The organism is Kitasatospora sp. NPDC096077 (assembly GCF_040303245.1).
Taxonomy (GTDB): Bacteria; Actinomycetota; Actinomycetes; order Streptomycetales; family Streptomycetaceae; genus Kitasatospora.
The window spans coordinates 6,235-26,731 of the sequence record NZ_JBEOSV010000059.1 but is presented as its reverse complement, the minus strand read 5'-3'; the positions used below and the strand labels follow the sequence as shown (position 1 = coordinate 26,731).

Here is a 20,497-nt window from a genome sequence, read left to right as displayed (position 1 = left end):
GCGGTGCGGTGCGCTCCGGACGGCGGGGTCCGAAGAGCGACGGCGGGGTCCGAAGGGCGACGGCGGCCCGGCGGCTACGGCCGGTGGGCGAGGGTGCGCACGACCCGGGCGGTGAGCGCGGGGACGTCGGTCTTGCCCCGGCGGGTGACCGGGAAGCGGTCCACCACCAGGACGTGGTTGGGCTGTTCGAAGGGGGCGAGGTGGGCGCAGATCCGCTCCCGCCAGTGCCGGGCCTCCCCGCCGCCCGGGTCGGCGACCACGAAGACCAGCTCGTGGCCGCGCCGGGCGTCCGCCAGCGGGATGATCTTGACCGGCCGGCCGCAGGCGGCGGCCCGGTGCTCCAGCACCTCCGGGTAGAGGGTGTGGCCGAGCCGGTGGACGGCGAAGCGCCGGCCCAGCACGGTCAGGTTGCCGGCCGCGTCCAGCCGGCCCAGGTCGCCCGTCCGGTACGGTCCGGCGGCGGGCGGCACGAGGGTGTCCGGACCGGTCAGGTAGCCCGCCATCAGATCGGGGGTCAGCAGCCGCAGTTCGCCGGTTTCGCCGGGCGGCAGCGGGGCTCCCGTCTCGTCCGTGACCAGCACCTGGACGCCGTCCAGCACCCGGCCGCAGGCGACCGGGTTGTCCGGGGTGGCGAACGCGACGTTGCCGGCCTCGGTGCTGCCGTAGCCGTCCAGCAGCGGCGCCCCGGTGGCGGCCTTGAAGCGCCGGCCGAGGCCGCCGTCCATCGGCGCGCCGCCGGTGCACCAGAGCCGGACCCGGTCCAGGGCGGCGAGCAGGCCGGGCCGGCGCTCGTCCAGGTTGAGCATGCTCAGGTAGGTGGCCGGGGTGGCGTCCACGACGGTGGCCCCGTGGGCGGCGGCCAGCGGCAGCGCGCGGTCGAGCCGGGTGTAGGGGACGGTCAGCAGCGTGGCGCCGGCCATCCGGGCGAGCAGCAGCAGCGACATGCCGTACTGGTGGGAGAAGGGCAGCAGCGGGAGGAGGACGTCCCCGGGGCCGTAGCCCATCATCCGCCGGGTGCGCTCCAGGTTCTCCAGGACGGCCCGGCCGGACTTGACGATGCCCTTCGGCTCGCCGGTGGAGCCGGAGGACCACAGGACGAGCGCGTCGCGACGCTGCCGCCACGCCCGGTCGGACAGCTCGACCGGCCCGGACAGCTCCGCCGGCCCGGACAGCTCGACCGCGGACAGCTCCGCCGGCCCGGACAGCTCGACCGCGGACAGCTCCGCCGTGGACAGCGCGGTGACGCCGGGCGGGGCCTCGTCCGGGCGGTCCAGGACCGCCCAGCGGATCCCGGCGAGTTCGGCGATCCGGGCGGTGGCCGCCCCGGTGTGCTCGGCGTCGAGCAGGACGACCGAGGCGTCCAGGTGGATCAGGGCGAACAGCAGCGCCGGGTAGAGCGCGGAGTTGCCGGCCTTGACCAGGACGCGGTCGCCGGCGCGGACGCCGTGTCCGCGCAGTGCGCGGGCCACGGCCGCGGCGCGGGCCTCGGCGTCGACGGCCTCGGCGGACCCGAGGGGGTCGGCGATCCTCATCGGCATGGGGCGGTCGCTCTCCTGGTGGGTGGGCCGGTACGGGGCGACGGCGGGCGGGTCCCGGCGGCAGGAACGGTCCCGTCGGGGGACGGTCCGGACGGGAACGGCCCGGACGGGGACGCCCGTGCGCGGTAGCGTGGACGGGTATGGCGTGAGCCGAATTGCAGTCGGCTCACGCCATACCGCTGTTTCCTCACCGGACGGCGTCTCAGCAGTTCCAGCTGGACGCGCTGGCCGCCATCAGGGCGGTCTCCTCCTCGGAGGTCTCCAGCTCCTGGAGGTCCAGAACGGACTCGGTCATGTCGTACACCTCCTTCCCGGTACTCGGGGGTCGCCGGCCCGGCCTGCGGCCGGACGGTTTCAGCAGCTCCAGCTGGAGACGCTGGCCGCCATCAGGGCGGTCTCCTCCTCGGAGGTCTCCAGCTCCTGGAGGTCCAGAACCGATTCGGTCATGTCGCACCTCCCTCCGGGATGTCGGGGGCCTTCGACCGCGCCGCGGTGCGCGGCGGCCGGTGTCAGCAGTTCCAGCTGGAAGCGCTGGCCGCCATCAGGGCGGTCTCCTCCTCGGAGGTCTCCAGCTCCTGGAGGTCGAGAACGGACTCGGTCATGTCGCACCTCCTCTCGTGGTGTCGCGCGGGGGCCGGGCCCGGTCGGGCACGGCCACGTCCAGGGGGGTGGGCGCGGCGCGGGTCAGCTGCGGCGCGCGGCCACCGGGCGGGGCGTGAAGAAGGGCAGGAACGGCCCGGTGCCGTCGACGGCGGCGCGGATCCCGAGCAGCACCCCGGCGTTGCCGGTGGCCAGGTCCATGGAGAGCCGGTACGACTGGTCGCCGGGGAAGGCCAGCCGGCCCCGGTAGGACAGCTTGTGCCAGGTGAGGCGGCGCAGGTGGCGCTCGACCGCCTCGCGGGCCTCCGTCCCGGGGTCGCGGTGGGCGAGCCGGGCGGCGGTGGCCATCAGGCCGCTGCGGCCGTTCAGCAGGTGCGGTTCGGTGACGTACTCGGTCTGGCAGGCCCGCCGGATGGCCGGCAGCACCTCCTCGACGGCGGGGTCGGGGCGCGCGTCCAGCAGTTCGTCCGCGACCAGGGCGATCCCGCCGCTGCCCACCTCCAGGTAGGCGAGGGTGCGCACGCCCCGGTCGGCCACCTGCACGCTGCCGTTGGAGCGGGTGACCAGCACGGACAGGTCCCGGTGCAGCGCCTCGAAGGCCAGCTCCAGGTGGCGGGGGTCGCCGCCCGCCTGGTGCATCCGCAGCAGGAACAGCGCGCAGCCGGACCAGCCGTGCATCAGGCCCGCGCGGGCGGCCGTCGGGGCGGCCGGGTGGTCCGGTTGGCGCAGCAGCCGTTCGATCCGGTCGGCGCGCGCGGCGGCCTGCCGCAGGTGGCCGTCGTCGCCGTGCCGGCGGGCGAGGTGCAGGTGGGTCAGGCCCTCGCCGGCGGTGCCGGCGTAGAGGCCGGCCGCGGCGGTGTCCGGCGCGTCCCCGGCGTCGGCGAGCAGCTTGGCCGCCTCGTCGTGGTGGCCGAGGCCGTCCAGGACGTACGCGATGCCGTACCGGCCGGTGTAGAGGCCGCGCCGTAGCGGCGGGGCCTCGGCGAGGCGGTCGAGCAGCCACTGCTCGTGCTCGGGGAAGCGTCCGGCGCCGGCGGCGTCCAGCGCCCACAGCACGCCGGCCGCGCCGTGGGCCAGGTTGAGCCCGTCGTGCAGGAACTGCTGGACGTCCCCGGGGAAGAGCCGGTCGGTGCGTTCGGGGGTGGCGCTGAGCAGGACGGCCTGGGCCAGCGAGGTGCTGACGGCGTCCCAGTCCGGTTCCGCCGCGTCGAGGTCCACGTCCAGCGGCGGGTCGAGCAGTTCGGCCCGGCGTCGGACCAGCGCCGCGGGCAGCGGTGACGGCATCGGGGCCGTCCCCGGGGTGGCGGGCGGCGCGGTGTCGGCGCGCAGCCGGGCGATGAAGCCCTCCGGCAGGTCGGCGAAGCGCCGTTCCACCGCGTCGACGGTCTCCGCGAGCTTGGTCCGGGAGAGCGGCAGCAGCCGGTTGACCGGCAGGAACAGCCAGAGCCGGAGCAGGGCGAGGGCGTGGTCGTCGACGGCGGTGCCGGTCACGCCGGGGGGCGCGGTGAAGCCCTGGGCGCCGAGCGCGGGCCGGGCGTCGGGCTCGTCGGCGGCGTAGGCGGCCTCGAAGTCGATCAGTGAGAGCCGGCCGTCCGGGGTGACCAGGATGTTGCCGGGGTGGAGGTCGCCGAAGACCAGGCCGCGTCGGTGCACGGCGTCCAGCAGTTTCCCGAGCCGGTCGGCCAGGTCCACGGCCTTGGCGGTGTACTCGGCCTCCTCGGCCCGGCCGGTGCCGAAGTGCACCATGGGGTGGAAGGTGGCCAGCCAGAGCCAGAGGATGTCGCCGGGCATCTTCTCCATGGCGAGGAACTCGTGGCCGCCGGCCTCGACGTAGTCGTACAGCTCGGGCACCCCGGGCACGCCGGCCAGTTGCTCCAGGGCCCGGCGCTCGCGGCGCAGCCGGGTGACGGCGTCCTGGCCGGCCAGGTCGAGGCCGGCGCCGGGGCGGGCCTCCTTGAGCACCACCGGCCGGCCGTCGGCGAGCCGCTCGGCGAGGTAGACGCCGCCGCCGTTGGAGAAGTGCAGGGCGCGCAGCACCCGGTATGGCAGGCCCGCCCCGCCGCGTCGGCGCTCCAGCTGCGGCCGGAGGAAGTCGGGGAGGTCGACCCAGGACGGGGCGTGGCGCCCGGGGCCGCGCCGGTCCGGGACGAGGACGCCGTCCGGGTCCTCGACCGCGAGCACCCGGTCGCCCTGGGCGTCGGTGCAGAAGCGGCGGCGGAAGCCGCCGTAGCGCACGTGCAGTGGGCCGGACTCCCAGCGCAGGTCGCTGAGGACGTACGGCCCCTCGCAGTCCGCGAGCAGGGCGTCGAGCTGTTCCAGGGTGTTCCGGAGCTGTTCGTCCCCGACCGGGTAGAGGGTGATCAGCTTTCCGCTGGCCTGCCGGGGCATGTACTTGGAGTTGTAGAGCCGGAACAGCTGGCGGTCGCGCAGGAATTTGAACGGTATTCGGTTTTCGGTGCAGTAGCGCCACACCACGTCGAGGATCCGGTCGGCGTGGCCGGCCAACGCGGAGACGTGGATCTTCCAGCCCTGGCCGGGAAGTTCGGAACCGTCCGGCTTGAGCGAGACCCAGACGTCCTGCCCGGACCGGCTCCAACCCGCCGGCGCCGGACGGTCCGTCACCGCGAAGCCCTCCTCGGCGCTGGACCAGGCGCCGGGAGTCTCGTAGAACACCAGGTCCGCCCAGCCGTACAGCTGGCGCTGCTCGATCACTTGACCTCCCCGACGGTGCACGACCTGGGTCCTGACGGCCCGCCGACGGCTATCTGTCGGCGGGGCGGTCCCAAGCATGCTGGTCACCACCGGCATGCGCATCATTCCAGCCAGTGAACTCGGCTAGTTCTTTCGTTTACATTCCGGGTCGCCCGAAAGGAGGATCACTTTGCCAGAAGATGATGTTGGGATGACTCGCAGATGGGTGCCAGAAGTCTGCTCATGCGGACGCCGGGCATCCGAATCGGGGGTTCAGCGAATGAAAATTCAACTGCTGGTGGCACACACGGAAGGACTCGCCCGGGCCGGCATCGTACAGATCCTGCACGGAACCGACGACATGTCCGTCGTCGCGGAGGCCGCTTCCGGCTGCCAGGCCGTCCAACTCACCCGGCTGCTCCGCCCGGACGTCGCCGTGGTCTGCGGCGGCAGCACGGAGTTCGGCAATCCGGAGGTGACCAGGGACATCGCCGAACACGGCTCCACCGACGTGCTGTGGCTCACCCCCAGCACGGTGGACGCGACGGCCCTGCGCATCATGAACGCCGGCGCCGTCGGCCTGCTGCCGATGAACACCGACGCCGGCCAACTGCTCCACGCCATCCGGCTGATCGCCGACGGTCTGGGCTTCATGGACCCGAGCGTGATCAGGCCCCTGGTGCGCGCCGCGGCGCTGCACGCACCCGAGGACCCGGACGAACCCGAGGACCGCTTCGACGAACTGCTCACACCACGCGAGCACCAGGTCCTGGTGTACGTCGGCCAGGGCCTGTCCAACCTGGAGATCGCCCGCATCCTCACCGTCTCCGAGAACACGGTGAAAACCCATGTCAGCCGCGTCCTGGCCAAGTTGGGCCTGCGCAGCCGCGTGGAGGCGGCGCTCCGCGCCCGTAGCGTCCGGCCTGGGCAGCGGGCCGGACACCGCGGTCGCAGCACCGATCCGATCCGTCACACACAGATGGGAATCGCACCATGACCGTCCAGCCCACCGACACCGCCCGGCCCGCCGACGCCTTCGACCGGGACCTCTTCGACGCGGTCGCCGCCCTGCTCGTGGAGATCGCCGAGGTCCCGGCCGAGGCCATCACGCCGGAGGCCCGGTTCCGGGACGACCTCGACGTGGACTCGCTGCTCATGGTCGAGTTCGGCGTCTCGCTGGAGGACCACTTCGAGGTGGCGATCCCCGACGACGACTTCATCAAGCTGCTCACGGTCGGCGAACTGGTCGCCTTCGTCCAGAAGCAGCGCGCGGCCTCGGCCTGAGGCCGGGGCGCGACCTCGGCCTCGGCCCGGGGTCGGGGCAGGACCTCGACCCGAGGCCGGCCGGGGTGCTCGGGCGGGCGGGTCGGTTCCGCGGTTGCGGAGCCGGCCCGCCCTCGGGCGTGCTTGCCCGTCCCCACGTGCAGGTCGTTCGGTGGCCGGTTCGCCGCCCGTCGTCAGCGGCCGGCCGGCGGTCACCGGGCGTTGGCCTCGGCGATCCGGCGGGCGATCTCCCGGGGCGCCACCGACTCGGCCCGGGCCCCGGCCAGCACCTGACCGCACAACTCCCGCATGGTGCGCCCGATCCGCCCGAACGCGCTCGCCGGGGTCGGCTCGACGTCCCCGAAGAGGGTCCACCACCACCAGCTGTTCGCCGCGCAGTTGGCCAGGAAGTCCGGCAGTACCAGGACGCCGCGCGCCAGCAGCCGCCGCTCCGCCGCCGCCGTCACGGAGGCGTTCGCCGCCTCGACCAGGTACCGGGCGCGCACCGCGTCGGCGTTGCCCTCGTCCACCGCGTACGAGACGGCGGCGGTGACCAGCACGTCGCAGTCCACCGCCAGCCAGTGCGCCCCCGACAGGACGACGTCGCCGGGGCGCAGCGCGCTCCGGTCGATCCGGCCGTCCGCCGTCCGGGTCGCCAACAACCGCTCCACGTCCAGTCCGTCCGCACTGGCCACCACGCCCTCCGCGTCGCAGACGCCCACCACCCGGATCCCGGCCCGGGCCAGGTAGCGGGCCGTCGCGCCGCCCATCGAGCCGAAGCCCTGCACGAAGGCCGTCCGCCCGGCGGCCGGCTCGCCCCGGTCGGCGAGCACCGCCAGCACCGCCTGGGCCACCCCGAACCCGCCGACCAGGTCGCCGAGTCCGATGCCGTCCACCTCGGCGGCGAAGGCCTCCGCCAGCCGCCGCAGACCCGTGCCGGCGCCGTCCGGCACGAACGGCAGGGCGGCCTGCACCGAGGAGCGCAGGCCGGCCGCCGTGACCGCCGCGTCGATGTCCGACTGGTGCAGCCCCAGGTCCTCGCCCAGCGCCCACCGGGTGGCGATCAGGGGTCGCATCGCCGCGATGTACCGGTTCAGGACATCTTGGGCGGCCGGGTCCCGGGGATCGAAGTCGATGCCGCCCTTCGCGCCACCGAAGGGCTGGTAGCGGTCGTCGGGCGAGCGGACCAGCGCCTCCTTGAGCGTCATCAGGGCGGCCAGGTCGGTCACTTCGGCCAGGGTGCAGCCGGCCCGCATCCGCAGTCCGCCGCTGGCCACCCCGCGGCGCAGCCGGTCGACCACCAGGTAGCCGCGCGCGCCGGTGGGCTCGTCGCGCCACACGACGCTCAGGTGGGGGCCGTCGGGGGTGACGTCAACTGTCTTGTCGGACACGGTGGTTGGTGGGGCACTGGGGGCGCTGTGAGTGACGGTCGGCGGGGCGGCGGGGTGGGCGAGGCGGTTCGGCATGAGGACTCCCTTGGACGGACGTACGGGCTGGCGGTCCTGCGATCGTGCGGAGGGGGTGTCGCGGCTCACGCGGCCCGACAGTCGGACTCCCGGCAGGCGGACTCCCGGCAGGCGGACTCCCGGCAGCCGGGCTCCCGACAGTCGGACTCCCGGATGGCGACGACGGTCGGTCCGTCGGCCCGCAGTGCGGCCGCCACCGCCCGGGCGGCCTCGGCCGGGGACGCCGCGTGCACCCCGGCGGCGCCGAAGGCGCGGGCCAGCGCGACCGGGTCGGGCCCGGGCACGTCCACGGCCAGCGGGCGGAAGCCGCGCCCGCTCATCTGCGCGCGGATCTCGCCGTAGCCGCCGTTGTCCACCACCACGACCGGCAGCGGCAGCCGCAGTTCGACGGCGGTGGCCAGCTCGTTCAGCGTGAACTGCAGCCCGCCGTCCCCGCAGAGCGCCACCACCGGTGTGTCCGGGCGGGCCGTGCACGCGCCGATCGCGGCGGGCAGCGCGTAGCCGAGCGTGCCGAAGCCGGTGGGGTAGAGGAAGCGTCGCGGCCCGGCCACCCGGAAGGCCGTGGTGGCGCCGTAGTAGCAGACCTGGGCGCTGTCGTTGACCAGCACGGCCCCGGCGGGCAGCGCGGCCCGCAGCCGCCCGACCAGCCCGGCCCACGGCGCGGCCAGCCGATCGCCCTCGGCCCGGACGGCGGCCCGCCAACGGGCCAGCTGCGGGCCCGGCGGCCGGTGCCCGGCGGGCAGCGCGGCCCGCACGGCCCCCACGAGTGCCGCCAGCACCGGGCCGGCCGGCCCGCACAACGGGTGGGTGGCCTCGGCGTTGCGGTGCAGCTGCCCCGGGTCGAGGTCCACCCGGACCAGCGGGCCGGGCACGGCGAGCGGCCGGTCCCAGGTGTCGGCGGGCGACAGCTCGGTGCCGACCGCCAGGGCGGCGTCGGCCTCGGCGAGCGCGGCGTGCACCGCCGCCAGGTGCAGTCCGGCGCCCAACGACGACGGGTGGTCCTCCGGGAACACCCCCTTGCCGTTGACGGTGGTCACCACGGCGGCGCCCACCAGGGCGGCCAGCTCCGCCAGTTCGGGCCCGGCGGTGACGGCTCCCCCGCCCGCGACGAACAACGGGCGGCGCGCGGCGGCCAGCACCGCGGCGGCAGCGGCGAGCCCGGCGGGCGACGGTTCGTACCGTGGCGGCTCGGCGGGCGGCGGGTCGGCGGGCGACGGCCCGTCGGCCGGTGCGTCGAGGAGGTCCACCGGGACTTCGACGTGCACCGGCCGGGCCCTGGCGGCGCCGAACCCCGCGTACGCCTCGTCCAGCGCGTCCAGCAGTTCCGCCGCCGAGCCGACCCGGCGGCTCCAGCCGCACAGTGCCGCCATCACCCCGCGCTGGTCCTTGACCTCGTGCAGCGCGCCCGTGCCCGGCCGGTGCCCGCGCGGCATGCCCGGTGAGACCACCAGCAGCGGCACCGAGTCGGAGTACGCCTGCCCGACGGCGGCGGCGGCGTTCAGCAGGCCGGGCCCGCTCGTGGTGAACACCACGCCCGGGCGGCCGGTGACCCGCGCGTACCCGTCCGCGGCGTACCCCGCGCCCTGCTCGTGGCGGGTCGTCACATGACGCAGCGGGGAGTCGGCGAGGGCCTCGTACAGGCCCAGGCTGTGCGTCCCGGGGATGCCGAACACCGTGTCGGCGCCGTGCGCCACCAGCCGGTCCACCAGCAGCCGCGCACAGCTCGGGGCCGCCCGGCGGACGGCCCGGCGGGCGACGGCCGGGTCCGCCGTCATGCCCGCGCGGCGCCGACCAGGGCACCGGTCGGGGCACCGGCCGGGGCGCTCCGGTCGGCCCCGGCCTCCTGCGGCGCGGCGTCCGGCCGGAGCACCGAGGCGGCGAACCGCAGCGTGGTCTGGATGTCCGGCATCCCCGACGCCACCCCGACCTTCGCCTTGTGGGCCGACAGCCCCGGCTGCATGGGCGTCACGTGGAAGCCGTCCTCCGCCAGCGTCCGCAGGTTGCGCCGGACGGCGGGCCGCTCCAGCGCCCCGGCCGGGATGCTGGGGGCGAGCACCACGGGCGCCCGGGTGGCCAGCACCGTGCTCAGCGCCAGGCTGTCCGGCATGCCGAGGGCGCACTTGGCGACGAAGTTCGCGGTGGCCGGGGCGACGATCACCAGGTCCGGCCACTCCGCCAGCTCCTGGTGCGGCACGATCCCGCGGGCGGTGTCCCAGTCCGGCCCCTCCACGGGCGCCTGGGTGGCCGCCGCGAGCGCCTGCGGGGCGACCAACTGAGCGGCCGCGTACGTCAGACAGGCCCGGACGTCCCAGCCGTACCACATCCGCATCAGCACCGCCCAACTCGGCAGCGCCGTCACGCCGAAGGCGCCCGAGCCCACCAACAGGAGCCGGGAGCGGGGCAGTTCGATGGCGGGCGGCCCGGCCTTGGCCGCGGGCCGGCCGGTCCCCTCGGTCCCGCCGACCCCCTCGGTCCTACCGCTTTCCTCGGGCGCTGCGGACATCTCGGGCACTGCGGACATCGCTCTCCTCGGGAACGCCGGAATCCTGCCGTCCCATTCGACCCGCAGACCATCGATCACGGATCCGCCGCACGAAGGACCCGGCCGTCACCTTTCGAACTACGCCCCGCCAACCTTCCAACGATTTCGTCCCGGCGGAGCGCCGGAGGTTTGCCCGCCCCGGCCGGCGCTGCCTATCGTTCGACGGAACCGGCCCGGTGAATCGATCGCAACGCCACCCGAGTGAGACGAGTCGACCGATGAACTCCCCTGCCCCGCCCACGGATTCCGACGTCCTCCGGACCCTGGAGGAGGTCGTCGAGAAGGAACTCGACCGGCACCTCGCCGCCGCCCGGGAGTGGTTCCCGCACGAGTACGTCCCGTGGAGCCGCGGCCGTGACTTCGCCGGGGAGCTCGGCGGCGAGCCCTGGGCGCGCGAGCAGTCACCGGTCGGCGAACTGGCGGCGATCGCCCTGAAGGTGAACCTGCTGACCGAGGACAACCTGCCGTCCTACCACCACCAGTTCGCCACCCTCTTCGGCGCGGACGGCGCCTGGGGCACCTGGGTGCGCCAGTGGACCGCCGAGGAGGCGCGGCACTCGGTGGTGATCCGGGACTACCTGCTGGCATCCCGCGCGATCGACCCCGTGGACCTCGAACGGGCCCGGATGGCCCACATGACCGCCGCCCCGCCGCCCAACGACGTCGGCGTGCTGGAGAACATCGCCTACGTCGCCTTCCAGGAGCTCGCCACCCGGATCTCGCACCGCAACACCGGCCGGGTGTCCGGCGATCCGGTCTGCGAACGCCTGCTCACCCGGGTCGCCATGGACGAGAACCTGCACATGGTGTTCTACCGCAACGTCCTGGCGGCGGCCCTGGAGGCCGAGCCCGACCGCACCATGCGGGCGATCAGCCGGGTGGTCTCCTCCTTCGCCATGCCCGGCGCAGGCATCCCCGGGTTCACCCGCGCCGCGGCCCGGATGGCCGTCGGCGACATCTACAACCTCCGGATCCACCACGACGAGGTGCTGCAGCCCGTACTGCGCCACTTCGACGCCCTGCACCGCTCCGACCTCGGCCCCGAGGGCCGCCGCCACCAGGACCACCTGGGCCGCCACCTCGACGACCTGGCCGTCCAGGCGGCCCGCTTCGACGAACACCGCGCCGTCGTCCTCTCCCGCACCGCCGCCCGCGACCGAGCCCACGCCGACGGCTGAACCCGGGCCCGTCCACGGCAACAACAGGACGGTACGGACACGGGATCCGGCCACGGATGAACGCATCGACCCGGAGCCGGCCCTCCCCACACCCGTGGCTCATCGTGCTCAGCGGTGCGCCGCCACAGGACGCGGCGAAGCCGGCGGGTACAGATCTCCGTCACGGCTGGCAGACCAGGATGCCGCCAAGACATGTGATCTTGAATGAGCCCTCGGTTTCGATGGTGACGGCAGCCATCTCTGCCGCCCGACCGACAGTCTCGTGGAACGGGACACCGCATTGATCGGCCCACGCCTCGTAGGAGGCCAGGTGGGCAACGATTGGCGCTGGGTCGGTGATCTCGATGGTGCCGGGCAGTCTCCGGACCCGGACGTCCTTGAACGCCGTCCCCAGGTAGCTGCGGGCCTTCTCCAGGGAGAAGCGGGAGCTCAGGGAGACCCGTGCCGGCCCCTCGGGAATCCCGAGAACGTCTCCTGCGGCCCTGGCCCAGAGCTGATCGAGTTCCTGCTTGTCGGTGTCGCTGTTGGTCGAGGCGATGAGCACGCCGCCGGGCCGGAGGATGCGGGCCAGTTCCTTGATCGTGGCCTCGATGTCGCTGACGTGGTACAGCATGTGCAGGGCCAGTACCGCGTCGGCGCTGTCGTCGGCGAAGGGCAGGGCCTGGGCATCGGCCACCAGGACCGGCTTCTCGACGTCGGCGAGGATGCCCGCCGAGATGTCCATCCCGACGACCTGGAGGTCCGGCCGGTCCTTGTGCAGGCGGTTGACGAACTTGCCGTTGCCGCAGCCGATGTCGAGGACAGTCCCCTCGGTGTCGACCAGCTCTTCGACGACGATCCCGGGCAGGTCGTACTGCGGCTGCTGCCACCGGTAGATGGACTGGCGGGCGGCCAGGTGGCGTCCGTCGGCGTACGCGCTGTTCGCGAGGATGGACTTGTCGGCGACTGCGGCGTCCTGCTGTGCGGTGTTGCTCGTCACTGGGGCAGCTCCGGAGGGTTCGTGAGTGCGGGGCGAGAGCAGGCTTCTCTGACATCTTCACGGAGGCTCAGGACGAGCGGGGAGCCCGCGTAGGCGGGTTCAGCGAGACGAGTGCTCAGTGCACGGAGGCGACTGGAGATGCTCGCTGTTCGCCGGTCCGGTGCGGCGTCCAACACCACCGATAGCTTCTCCTGCACGCCGTCGAGGTCACCGTGGGCGAGGTGGGCGTTGGCAAGGTCGAGGCGGGCGGCCAGCAGGTCGCCGGAGGACTGTTCCTGTTGCGGTGCGGACTCGTACAGGCTGATGGCCCTTGAGGACGCCTCGATGGCGCGGTTCACGTGACGGTGGGTGTCGATTGCAAGGAGGGCAGTGCCTGCGTAGGCCCACTGCTTGGCCTCGGGGAACGTGAACACGCCCGGGAGATCAACGTCGGCCACTGCGCTCCTTGCGGTCCTGGCGGCCTCGACGGCCCGTAGCGCGCTCGCGCTGTCGCCGAGCGCGGCGGTGGCCCGTGCTTCGAGGCTGAACAGACGAGCTGCGATCGTCCCGCTGTCCGCGTACGGCAGTCCGGCTCTGGCCAGCTCGGCGGCCTGGCGGTGGTCCTGCTGCCAGTAGGCGATCAGGGACTGGACGGATCGGATCCAGGCCCGGAGACCGTTGTGGCCGGCCGACTCCGCGCAGCGCCAGGCCGTTCGCGAATGGGTGGCCGCAGCTGTGTATTGGCCGAGGTCGAGGGCGACATGGGTGGCCAGCCCGCAGAGGCGTCCGGCCTGCAGGTAGAGATGGCTTGTCTGGTAGGGGTGTTGGCGGCCTCGGAGTAAGTCGAACACTCCTCGCCGGAGGGTTCCGATGTCGTGGAAGAGCTCGGACACCGGCTTGCTCACGTAGTCCCCTGCCAGCCTCGCGATGTCCGCGTCGATTTGTTCGAGCAGAGTGTCGTCCACGTTGGACGCGCTGGCGAAGCGGAGGAAGAGCGCGGACTCCGCCGAGTCGGCTGCCACAGCCACGACGAGATGGCGGCCTGCGCGCCGGACAGGCACAAGAGCCGAGGCGTCACCGACGCTGCTGGACAGTGGAACTGCTTCGGCGGCTGCAGGGGGTACTGCCAGCAGGTCGGCCAACTGGTCGGCCGAGAGGCCCAGGGCGCGGGCGAGCATCGGCCGCATCCAGGGCTGCGGAGCGCCTCTACCGCTCTCCCACCGCCCCACGGTCGTGCGGTCCACGGCAAGGGCTTCGGCCAGGGATTCCTGGGTGTGGCCGACAGCCTCCCTGCGCTGGATCAGCCGGGACCTCCTGGATGCCATCCCGCGTCCTCCAGAGGTACGTCAGTTCGTCCGTAGCCATAACAGGCCAGCTCATGGCCGGGTTTGCAGCACGGATGCCTCATTGGCGCCTCAATTCTGCTCTGGTTCACCGGCGTTGGAGGCGGTTCCGTAGATACCTGCCGGGTGAATCCCGGCGTGAATCGGCCCGCTGCCGACCTCGTCCCGGTGAAAGGTCCGCGCTCATGTCCGTCACCACCCGCCGAGCCACTGCCCCCGCCCCGTTCGGCTTTCGGGTGCTGCCCAGTACTGAGGCCGTGCCGGACGCCCGGCGGCGGGTGATACGGGCCGTGCGCGGTTGGGGCTTGCCGCTGGCGGAGGACGCGCTCCGCGATGTCGAGTTGCTGTCCAGCGAGCTGATCACCAACGCCGTGTGCCACACGGACGCCCCGTGCATCGTGTGCGTGTCCTGGGGCGGTGAGCGGCTGCGTGTGGAGGTGACGGATGTCGGCCACGAGCTGCCGGCTGCGGGCGGGATCGATCTCGGCGCCACAGGCGGGCGAGGGCTGTTCCTGGTGGCAGCGCTCGCGACGGACTGGGGCGTCGAGCCGGACCCCGCCGGCAAACGGATCTGGTTCGAGGTCGGCACCACCGCTGCCATTTCGGGCGACGAGCGGCTCACCGCGCTGGTGAGGGCCGCTGCCCCGACGGCACGGGACGTCGTGCCGACCAGCATCTGACAAGACTTCCTCCGACCCCGACGCGGGCCGGGGGGATGCAGGTGCCCGCGCTGGTCAACAGCCACGCGGCGTAAGCACCTGAGGTTCCTTGCCGACGGCGACCTGCCCCGGCAACGGATCCATCGCTGCACCCACGACGGGGCCGGGAGGTCTGCCCGCCCCACGACTCCGAAGGAGTGCTCCATGCCCGAGAACCTGACGAACACCACCGAGCTGGAGGGCGACGGCCTCCTGGTCGCCCATGCGAAGGTCGCCGCGGCCCGCTCGCGCGGCGAGCAGCCGTCGGACGGCGGCTCCACCGGCCGAACCGACACCAACGACTGACAGCTGCATCACGATGGCCGCCGAGCGCTTCTCGGTGGTCGAGCGTCTGGGCGGGGATGACTTCCTCGCCCGGACGCTCGGCCGCAGCTTCAAGGTCGCACGCGGCGAAGCCGCGTCACTCGCCGGACTCATGAGCTGGGATGACCTCAACGCCATCCTGACCCACCACCGGTTCGAGCCCCCTCGCTTCCGACTCGCCACCAACGGGGAGCAGCTGCCCGCGCACACGTACTCCCGGCCGATCGTCACTCGGCGGAGCACCGTCTGGCACCAGCTCCAGCCCTCCGAGTTGCACCGGCGTCTGGCTGAGGGCGCCACGCTGGTGCTGGACGCCGTTGACGAGCTGCACCCCGGAATCGGTGCTCTGGCCGGCCAGTTGGAGCGGTGGCTGCGAACCGGCGTGCAGGTCAACCTGTACGGTTCCTGGACCGGTGTCGAAGGCTTCGGTGTCCACTGGGACGATCACGACGTGGTCGTCGTCCAGCTCGACGGCGCGAAGCGCTGGCGCATCTACGGCCCCACCCGCACGGTGCCCATGCACCGCGACGTCGAGACGCCCGAACCGCCGCCCGAGGAGCCCGTCGCCGATCTGGTCCTCACCGCCGGAGATGTGCTCTATCTGCCCCGCGGCTGGTGGCACGCCGTCGCCGCGTCCGAGGGCCAGCACTCGCTGCATGTCACGTGCGGGCTGCAGAGCACGACGGGTGCCGATCTGATCACCTGGCTGTCGGAGACGTTGCGCGCCCACGAGGCGGTCCGGGCGGACCTCCCGCGCTTCGGGACCGCCGAGGAGCAGCGCTCCTTCCTCAACACGATCGGCAAGCTCCTCGCGGCCGAGTTGGAGAGTGACGACCTGATCGCCCGCTTCTCCTCCGCGCGTGACGCCACCGAGCGAGCCCGGCTCGTGCCGTCGCTGCCGCACATCACGGCGGCTCCGCCGGACGCCGACCTCCAGGTGCGTCTGGTCACCACACGACCCGTGCTGGCGACTGGGGCCGACGGCACCGTCCGGCTGACCGCCGGCGGTGAGGAGTGGACGTTCGCCGCCAAGGCCGAGCCGATGCTCGCGCTCCTCGCCGGCGGGGAACCTCACCGGCTGGCCGATCTCGCGCAGGCCGCAGGCATCACGCTCGGGCAGGCGGCCGGTGTCGTGACGGGGCTGGTCGACGGCCAGGCCGCCGCGATCGGAGGTGCGCGATGACGGCCCGGCTGGGCCTCGGCACCTACCGCTGCCCCGATGTGGCCGAGGCCGCGCTGATGGCCGCGTCCCGGGGTGCCGACTGGGTGGACACCGCGCCCAACTACGCAGGCGGCCGGGCGGAGACCTCGCTCGCCGTGGTTCTGGCTGCCTACCCGGATCTGCGCGTCTCCACCAAGGTGGGCTTCGTCCCGGCCGACGCCAGGCACATCGGTGTGCGAGCCGGTGCCCTGTCCGCTGCCGACGCCGACCGCGGGCACTGCCTCACCCCGGACTACATCGCCTGGCAACTCGCGCGCAGCAGGCGCATGCTCGGCCGGGCACCCGACCTGGTGTTCGTGCACAACCCCGAACACGGCTGCCCCGACGACGAGATCACCGACCGGCTCTACAACGCCTTCCTGGCCCTGGAGGAGGCGTGCAGCCAACAGGTCACCAGTGCCTACGGAGTGGCGACCTGGCGCGGTTTCAGCAGCGGCCTCTTCGACGTACCCACGCTGATCGAACTCGCGGCCAAGGCCGGCGGCCCCGACCACCACCTGCGGGCCATCCAGCTCCCGGTCTCCCTCGTCCACCTTGCGCCCGTCGCCCAGGCTCTCGACGGACACGGCCCGCTGACCGCTGCCCTGGCTTCGGGACTGGAGGTCTTCGCCTCCGCCCCACTCCACGGCGGCGAGATCCCCGACATGGTGACCCCCGAACTGTTGGAGCTGATCGCCCCTGGCAAGACCCCTGCCGAAGCCGCCCTCGCCGTCGTCGCTTCAGCCCCCGGAGTGAAGCGCGTGCTCCTGTCGACGGGGAACCCGGAACACTGGGTGCGGGCCGCCGAAGCCGTCGGCCGACCGCCCTTGTCTCCGGACGTACTCCGAAGGGTCGTTGATGTACTCGGAACCTGAGCCGGACACCGCCAGGCGGATGCGCGGGATGCACGCCGCAGCAGCAGCGGCGCTCGACGCGACGCCTACCGGCTCCCGCGAAGCCTGGGGCTGGCGCGGACGAACCCTCAGCCGTCCGGTCGCCACCTCATCCGGAGACGGCTGGCTCCGCCTGGTGTCAGCCCCGGCCGACAAAGCCGGCGGAAAACTCTGGGAGGGACCGCAGGAGGCAGAACGACTCATGCCCCCTGCGGTACCCAGGCCGCGCCTGCGGGAGCGGCACACCTGGACCGAGGGCGAGCACGGCTACCTGGCGGAGCTGTACGACAAGATCACCGCCCTCACCATCACCACCCACGCGCCGATCCTCCGGAAAGCGCCCGACCTGGACGACGCCTGGTGGGACGAACTCAGCACCGCCCTCGACACCATTGCCACCGTTCCCAGCGACCGGGTGGCGGTCCGGCAGGAATACCTGGACCGCGCCATGCCCCAGTACCTGGGCATCCCGATCGACACCAAGGCGCCCGCCTGGACGACCGCTCACGGCGACCTGCACTGGGCCAACCTCACCGGTCCGACCCTCACCGTCCTAGACTGGGAAGGCTGGGGCATCGCACCAGCCGGCTACGACGCCGCGCTGCTTTACTCCTACAGCCTCCTGGTCCCCGACACCGCTGCCGAAATCCGGCGGCGCCTCGGGCACATCCTCGACACGCCCGCAGGAAGGTTCGCCGAACTTGCGGTCATCACCGAACTCCTGCAGACCACCACCCGAGGCGACAACCTCGACCTGGAGGAACCCCTGCGGAGGCGGCTCTCCGAGCTCACCAACGCCGCCCGGCCCTCCGGTCGGGGGAACCGCGCCGATTAGCCCTTGGGGTATCCAACACGGCAACTCGCCCCGCCCTGAGCACAGCAACGGCCACGTTCGTCGTACGCCAGACCCTGTCGGCGGCTCGACGCATCCACCCGGGTCGGACGCCGCGGAAAACTCCTGGCAGTCTGCCCGTCCGGCCCGGAGAATCCGGACGTATGGGAGCCGACATACACGGGTTCGTCGAGTGCCGGGCCACTTACGGAACGCTCGACGAAGGCAAGGCGCGCTGGCATGCGGCGATGGACCTGGACCTGCTGTACGGCGGTCGAAGCTACGACGCCTTCGGCTGCCTGTTCGGCGTCCGGAACCATGCCGGCTTCCGCCCGCTGGCCGGAGATCGAGGCATTCCCGCCGACGTGTCGTCCCGGACCCGACAGGCGTGTCAGGAATGGGACCCCGATGGGCACAGCCCGTCCTGGATCAGCTGGGCCGAACTGGCCACGGTGGACTGGGACGAACCCGCCGAGGCCGTGGACGAGCGCGTACACGAGTACACACGCACGCCGGACCGGGATTGGGTGCGGACGGGCAAGTCGTTCCGTGGCCACCAAGGCAGGCCGGAAGGGGCTGAGTGGATCGAGGACGGGATCCTGCTCCGCGTCGTACGAATGGTGCGCCGGGACGCCGTGCCGGAAGACGGCGAGTGGGCACCGGTGTGGAAGGCCATGAGCGCCCTCGCCGATGTCCATGGTGGAGAAAACGTCCGACTCGTCGTTTGGTTCGACAACTGACAGTGACCTGCAGCAAGAACCGGGCGAAGGCCCGGAAGACGGTCGCGCGGCAGCACGCCCGCGTGGCCGACCGCCGCCGGGACCGGTACCAGAAGGAATCCACACGACTCGTGCGCGACAGCCAAGCGCTGTACGCGGATGGCCTCGCGGTGAAGGGGGCCTCGCCCGGACCGGCCTCGCCAAGTCCGTGCACGAGGCAGGATGGTCGCAGTACCTGGAAGGAGGCAGAAGAGCGCGGGCGGCCTGCGGGGGCTACATCTGTTTCGAGGACGAGGCAGGCTTCACCCGCAGACCGCCGAAGGGACGCACCTGGGGCCGGCGTGGCCGCACCCCGATCGTGACGCCGAGCGGACGCCGCTCGGCCATCAAGGCGGCGCCCGGAGGGGCCGCTTCACAGCTCTAATGTGGGCATCACACTGGGGTGGTTGCGAAGACCGAAGAACGCTCCACGAGGGAAGGCTTCCTCGATGGCCGCCAATTGAGCGTCATCGAGCTCGATCTCGGCAGCTCCCGCGTTCTCCTCCAGGTAAGTGGCCTTCTTGGTGCCGGGAATGACGATCAGCCCGGGATCCTGGGCGAGCAACCAGGCAAGGGCAAGCTGTGCAGGAGTGCATCCCACGTCCACGGCCACCTCGGCCAACCGGGATGCCAACCGGACATTCGCTGCGAGGTTCTTTCCCACGAACCGCGGGTTGTAGCAACGGAGATCATCCTCACCGAAGACGTCGGCCTCACGGACCCGACCGGTGAGGAGGCTGCGACCGAGCGGGGAGTACGCCACGACGGACACTCCCAGCTCGCTGGCCACCGGAAGGATCTGCTCCTCGATGTCCCGCGAAGCGAGCGAGTACTCGCTTTGAAGTGCTGCGACCGGATGTACCGCATGCGCTCGCCGCAGGGTTTCGGCGCCGACTTCCGACAGACCGATGGCGCGGATCTTGCCGGCCTGAACAAGCTCTGCCAGTGCTCCGATCGGTTCTTCGATTGGTACCTGCGGATCGCGCCGATGAATATAGTAAAGATCGATGTGGTCGACACCGAGCCGCTTCAGTGAGGAATCCACTGCACTCCGCACATAGGCGGGAGAGTTGTCGATTCGCCGCTTCCCGCCATCCTCACCCTCACGGACGATGCCGCATTTGCTGGCGAGTACCAACTCCTCGCGGCGGCCGGCGATCGCCTTGCCGACGAGTGACTCGTTATGGCCGACGCCATAAGAGCTGGCGGTATCGAGCATGGTCACACCGAGATCCAGGGCCCGATGGATCACCGTGATCGACTCGGCACTATCGATGGGGCCGTAGAATTCCGACATTCCCATGCAGCCGAGACCGATCGATGACACCTTGAGCTCGGATCGACCGATCCTGCGGTATTGCATTTTCGCTCCCATGCCCTACAGTCGCGCTCGGATCACTCGGACGTCGAATATGACCTGCTGGGACGACACCCACCCAGGGGCTCCTTCAAGGCTGCCTGAGGTGCAACGTCAACCGAGACGGCGGACGCATTAAACGCGGCCTTCCCGGCTCCTCAACTCCCGTCCGTTCGCGCAGGCCTGCGACGGGCGGTCGAAACCCCGATCTCGGAGAAGTGCCCGGCCTGCAACTCCGTGAACTCCTGCTCCGGGCGCTCTTCCGCCCCGCCCTGGCCCTGCCGGCTCGCACGCCCAGTCCGACGGGGAGACTAACAACCTGCTGTGGAGACTGCAAGAAAAACCTTGGCATAGAAGCTTTCTGACTATCCGTCAGATCACGGAGGTACCGCCCGCTTCGGAGGTCGGGCGACCCTGGCCCCCCTCTCGGCGTGACACCGCCGGCCGACCTTGGCCATGATCCGCTGCGATGTCCGCCGGCTCCCCCGACCGGCGCGATGCCCGGACGGAGGCCAGTGCTCCGGCTACATCTTTACTGGCGACAGAAGTTGCCCCCCTCCGGCAGGCTGCCAAATCGAGTTGCAACAGTCTCTCCAGTTAACGGACTTCGCAATTCCCTTTGGTTGCGCCCCTTGCGGACCGTCAAGCAGCCTGCAATGCTCAGGTCGCCCCAAGTGACGGGGGAAACTTCTACTGCGGAGGTGCATCGACATGGAGAACACCACCTGGGACCTGGACGAGCTGGACGACGAGACCGCGGAGTTCACGGTGCTCGTCACCTGTGGCTACTGATATCTAGTCTTCGGACAGATATCTCGCAGGCGGGTGTGCCGGGGCCGCTCGAGCGGCCCCGGC

Annotated in this window: 19 protein-coding genes and 1 pseudogene; 10 read left to right on the top strand and 10 right to left on the bottom strand. The window is 72.1% G+C overall.

The annotated features are described in order from the left end of the window. Positions 1-74: 74 nt before the first annotated feature. From ABTZ03_RS33835 to lanKC, 4 genes are all read right to left on the bottom strand, one after another. A complete protein-coding gene (locus ABTZ03_RS33835) occupies positions 75-1,538 on the bottom strand; it encodes a class I adenylate-forming enzyme family protein (protein ID WP_350516979.1) in 1,464 nt (487 codons plus the stop codon). Between the two features lie 202 nt (positions 1,539-1,740). After that, complete coding sequence (locus ABTZ03_RS33830) at positions 1,741-1,833, bottom strand: class III lanthipeptide (protein WP_197972667.1); 93 nt, start codon at positions 1,831-1,833, stop codon at positions 1,741-1,743. A 214-nt stretch (positions 1,834-2,047) separates the two neighbouring features. Continuing rightward, positions 2,048-2,140: a class III lanthipeptide gene (locus ABTZ03_RS33825; RefSeq protein WP_197972667.1), complete on the bottom strand. Its 93-nt coding sequence runs from the start codon at positions 2,138-2,140 to the stop codon at positions 2,048-2,050. Between the two features lie 82 nt (positions 2,141-2,222). Continuing rightward, a complete protein-coding gene (gene lanKC, locus ABTZ03_RS33820) occupies positions 2,223-4,850 on the bottom strand; it encodes a class III lanthionine synthetase LanKC (RefSeq protein WP_350516978.1) in 2,628 nt (875 codons plus the stop codon). A gap of 277 nt (positions 4,851-5,127) precedes the next feature. Between lanKC and ABTZ03_RS33815 the strand changes: the two genes are divergently transcribed. Then, a complete protein-coding gene (locus ABTZ03_RS33815) occupies positions 5,128-5,826 on the top strand; it encodes a LuxR C-terminal-related transcriptional regulator (RefSeq protein ID WP_350516977.1) in 699 nt (232 codons plus the stop codon). Continuing rightward, positions 5,823-6,113, top strand: coding sequence for an acyl carrier protein (locus ABTZ03_RS33810; protein WP_350516976.1), 291 nt, complete (start codon positions 5,823-5,825; stop codon positions 6,111-6,113). Before ABTZ03_RS33815 ends, ABTZ03_RS33810 begins: the two co-directional genes overlap by 4 nt. 191 nt (positions 6,114-6,304) lie before the next feature. Here the strand turns inward: ABTZ03_RS33810 and ABTZ03_RS33805 are convergent, their stop codons facing one another. From ABTZ03_RS33805 to ABTZ03_RS33795, 3 genes are all read right to left on the bottom strand, one after another. Continuing rightward, complete coding sequence (locus ABTZ03_RS33805; protein WP_350516975.1) at positions 6,305-7,558, bottom strand: Glu/Leu/Phe/Val dehydrogenase dimerization domain-containing protein; 1,254 nt, start codon at positions 7,556-7,558, stop codon at positions 6,305-6,307. Between the two features lie 65 nt (positions 7,559-7,623). Next, entirely contained in the window at positions 7,624-9,333 is a 1,710-nt protein-coding gene (locus ABTZ03_RS33800; protein ID WP_350516974.1) for a 5-guanidino-2-oxopentanoate decarboxylase, read from the bottom strand. Then, on the bottom strand, positions 9,330-10,079 hold the full coding sequence (locus ABTZ03_RS33795) for a flavoprotein (protein ID WP_350516973.1): 750 nt from the start codon (positions 10,077-10,079) through the stop codon (positions 9,330-9,332). Before ABTZ03_RS33795 ends, ABTZ03_RS33800 begins: the two co-directional genes overlap by 4 nt. Positions 10,080-10,318: 239 nt before the next feature. Here ABTZ03_RS33795 and ABTZ03_RS33790 point away from each other — a divergent pair, with 239 nt between their 5' ends. Next, a complete protein-coding gene (locus ABTZ03_RS33790) occupies positions 10,319-11,278 on the top strand; it encodes an acyl-ACP desaturase (RefSeq protein ID WP_350516972.1) in 960 nt (319 codons plus the stop codon). A 160-nt stretch (positions 11,279-11,438) separates the two neighbouring features. On the opposite strand, the gene ABTZ03_RS33785 is transcribed toward ABTZ03_RS33790, so the two are convergent. Both ABTZ03_RS33785 and ABTZ03_RS33780 read right to left on the bottom strand, forming a co-directional pair. Beyond that, the gene (locus ABTZ03_RS33785; RefSeq protein WP_350516971.1) at positions 11,439-12,257 is read right to left on the bottom strand and encodes a class I SAM-dependent methyltransferase; all 819 of its coding nucleotides are present in this window, start codon (positions 12,255-12,257) and stop codon (positions 11,439-11,441) included. Next, positions 12,254-13,561 (bottom strand): helix-turn-helix transcriptional regulator, encoded by a 1,308-nt coding sequence (locus ABTZ03_RS33780; protein ID WP_350516970.1) that lies wholly within the window; start codon positions 13,559-13,561, stop codon positions 12,254-12,256. Before ABTZ03_RS33780 ends, ABTZ03_RS33785 begins: the two co-directional genes overlap by 4 nt. A gap of 203 nt (positions 13,562-13,764) precedes the next feature. Here ABTZ03_RS33780 and ABTZ03_RS33775 point away from each other — a divergent pair, with 203 nt between their 5' ends. The 7 genes and pseudogenes from ABTZ03_RS33775 to ABTZ03_RS44320 form a co-directional block, all read left to right on the top strand. Beyond that, the gene (locus tag ABTZ03_RS33775; RefSeq protein WP_350516969.1) at positions 13,765-14,259 is read left to right on the top strand and encodes an ATP-binding protein; all 495 of its coding nucleotides are present in this window, start codon (positions 13,765-13,767) and stop codon (positions 14,257-14,259) included. 183 nt (positions 14,260-14,442) lie between these two features. Continuing rightward, entirely contained in the window at positions 14,443-14,583 is a 141-nt protein-coding gene (locus ABTZ03_RS33770; protein WP_350516968.1) for a hypothetical protein, read from the top strand. Between the two features lie 13 nt (positions 14,584-14,596). Further along, the gene (locus ABTZ03_RS33765) at positions 14,597-15,784 is read left to right on the top strand and encodes a cupin domain-containing protein (RefSeq protein ID WP_350516967.1); all 1,188 of its coding nucleotides are present in this window, start codon (positions 14,597-14,599) and stop codon (positions 15,782-15,784) included. Next, a complete protein-coding gene (locus ABTZ03_RS33760) occupies positions 15,781-16,677 on the top strand; it encodes an aldo/keto reductase (RefSeq protein ID WP_350516966.1) in 897 nt (298 codons plus the stop codon). Before ABTZ03_RS33765 ends, ABTZ03_RS33760 begins: the two co-directional genes overlap by 4 nt. A 220-nt stretch (positions 16,678-16,897) precedes the next feature. Then, positions 16,898-17,530, top strand: a complete 633-nt coding sequence (locus tag ABTZ03_RS33755; protein ID WP_350516965.1) for a hypothetical protein — start codon at positions 16,898-16,900, stop codon at positions 17,528-17,530. 161 nt (positions 17,531-17,691) lie between these two features. Continuing rightward, entirely contained in the window at positions 17,692-18,267 is a 576-nt protein-coding gene (locus tag ABTZ03_RS33750) for a hypothetical protein (RefSeq protein WP_350516964.1), read from the top strand. A 212-nt stretch (positions 18,268-18,479) separates the two neighbouring features. Continuing rightward, positions 18,480-18,622 (top strand): annotated as a pseudogene (locus ABTZ03_RS44320) (IS630 family transposase); the annotation flags it as partial. 36 nt (positions 18,623-18,658) lie between these two features. Here ABTZ03_RS44320 and ABTZ03_RS33745 read toward each other — a convergent pair. After that, the gene (locus ABTZ03_RS33745; protein WP_350516963.1) at positions 18,659-19,648 is read right to left on the bottom strand and encodes an aldo/keto reductase; all 990 of its coding nucleotides are present in this window, start codon (positions 19,646-19,648) and stop codon (positions 18,659-18,661) included. Between the last annotated feature and the right edge of the window lie 849 nt (positions 19,649-20,497).

Coding starts and splice junctions, on each gene's coding strand:
- ABTZ03_RS33760 (WP_350516966.1), top strand. CDS start 15,781: ATGACGGCCCGGCTGGGCCTCGGCACCTACCGCTGCCCCGATGTGGCC.
- ABTZ03_RS33790 (WP_350516972.1), top strand. CDS start 10,319: ATGAACTCCCCTGCCCCGCCCACGGATTCCGACGTCCTCCGGACCCTG.
- ABTZ03_RS33805 (WP_350516975.1), bottom strand. CDS start 7,558: ATGCCGAACCGCCTCGCCCACCCCGCCGCCCCGCCGACCGTCACTCAC.
- ABTZ03_RS33745 (WP_350516963.1), bottom strand. CDS start 19,648: ATGCAATACCGCAGGATCGGTCGATCCGAGCTCAAGGTGTCATCGATC.
- ABTZ03_RS33810 (WP_350516976.1), top strand. CDS start 5,823: ATGACCGTCCAGCCCACCGACACCGCCCGGCCCGCCGACGCCTTCGAC.
- ABTZ03_RS33830 (WP_197972667.1), bottom strand. CDS start 1,833: ATGACCGAGTCCGTTCTGGACCTCCAGGAGCTGGAGACCTCCGAGGAG.
- ABTZ03_RS33835 (WP_350516979.1), bottom strand. CDS start 1,538: ATGCCGATGAGGATCGCCGACCCCCTCGGGTCCGCCGAGGCCGTCGAC.
- ABTZ03_RS33775 (WP_350516969.1), top strand. CDS start 13,765: ATGTCCGTCACCACCCGCCGAGCCACTGCCCCCGCCCCGTTCGGCTTT.
- ABTZ03_RS33750 (WP_350516964.1), top strand. CDS start 17,692: ATGGGAGCCGACATACACGGGTTCGTCGAGTGCCGGGCCACTTACGGA.
- ABTZ03_RS33825 (WP_197972667.1), bottom strand. CDS start 2,140: ATGACCGAGTCCGTTCTCGACCTCCAGGAGCTGGAGACCTCCGAGGAG.
- ABTZ03_RS33755 (WP_350516965.1), top strand. CDS start 16,898: ATGCCCCCTGCGGTACCCAGGCCGCGCCTGCGGGAGCGGCACACCTGG.
- ABTZ03_RS33800 (WP_350516974.1), bottom strand. CDS start 9,333: ATGACGGCGGACCCGGCCGTCGCCCGCCGGGCCGTCCGCCGGGCGGCC.
- ABTZ03_RS33765 (WP_350516967.1), top strand. CDS start 14,597: ATGGCCGCCGAGCGCTTCTCGGTGGTCGAGCGTCTGGGCGGGGATGAC.
- ABTZ03_RS33795 (WP_350516973.1), bottom strand. CDS start 10,079: ATGTCCGCAGTGCCCGAGATGTCCGCAGCGCCCGAGGAAAGCGGTAGG.
- ABTZ03_RS33780 (WP_350516970.1), bottom strand. CDS start 13,561: ATGGCATCCAGGAGGTCCCGGCTGATCCAGCGCAGGGAGGCTGTCGGC.
- ABTZ03_RS33770 (WP_350516968.1), top strand. CDS start 14,443: ATGCCCGAGAACCTGACGAACACCACCGAGCTGGAGGGCGACGGCCTC.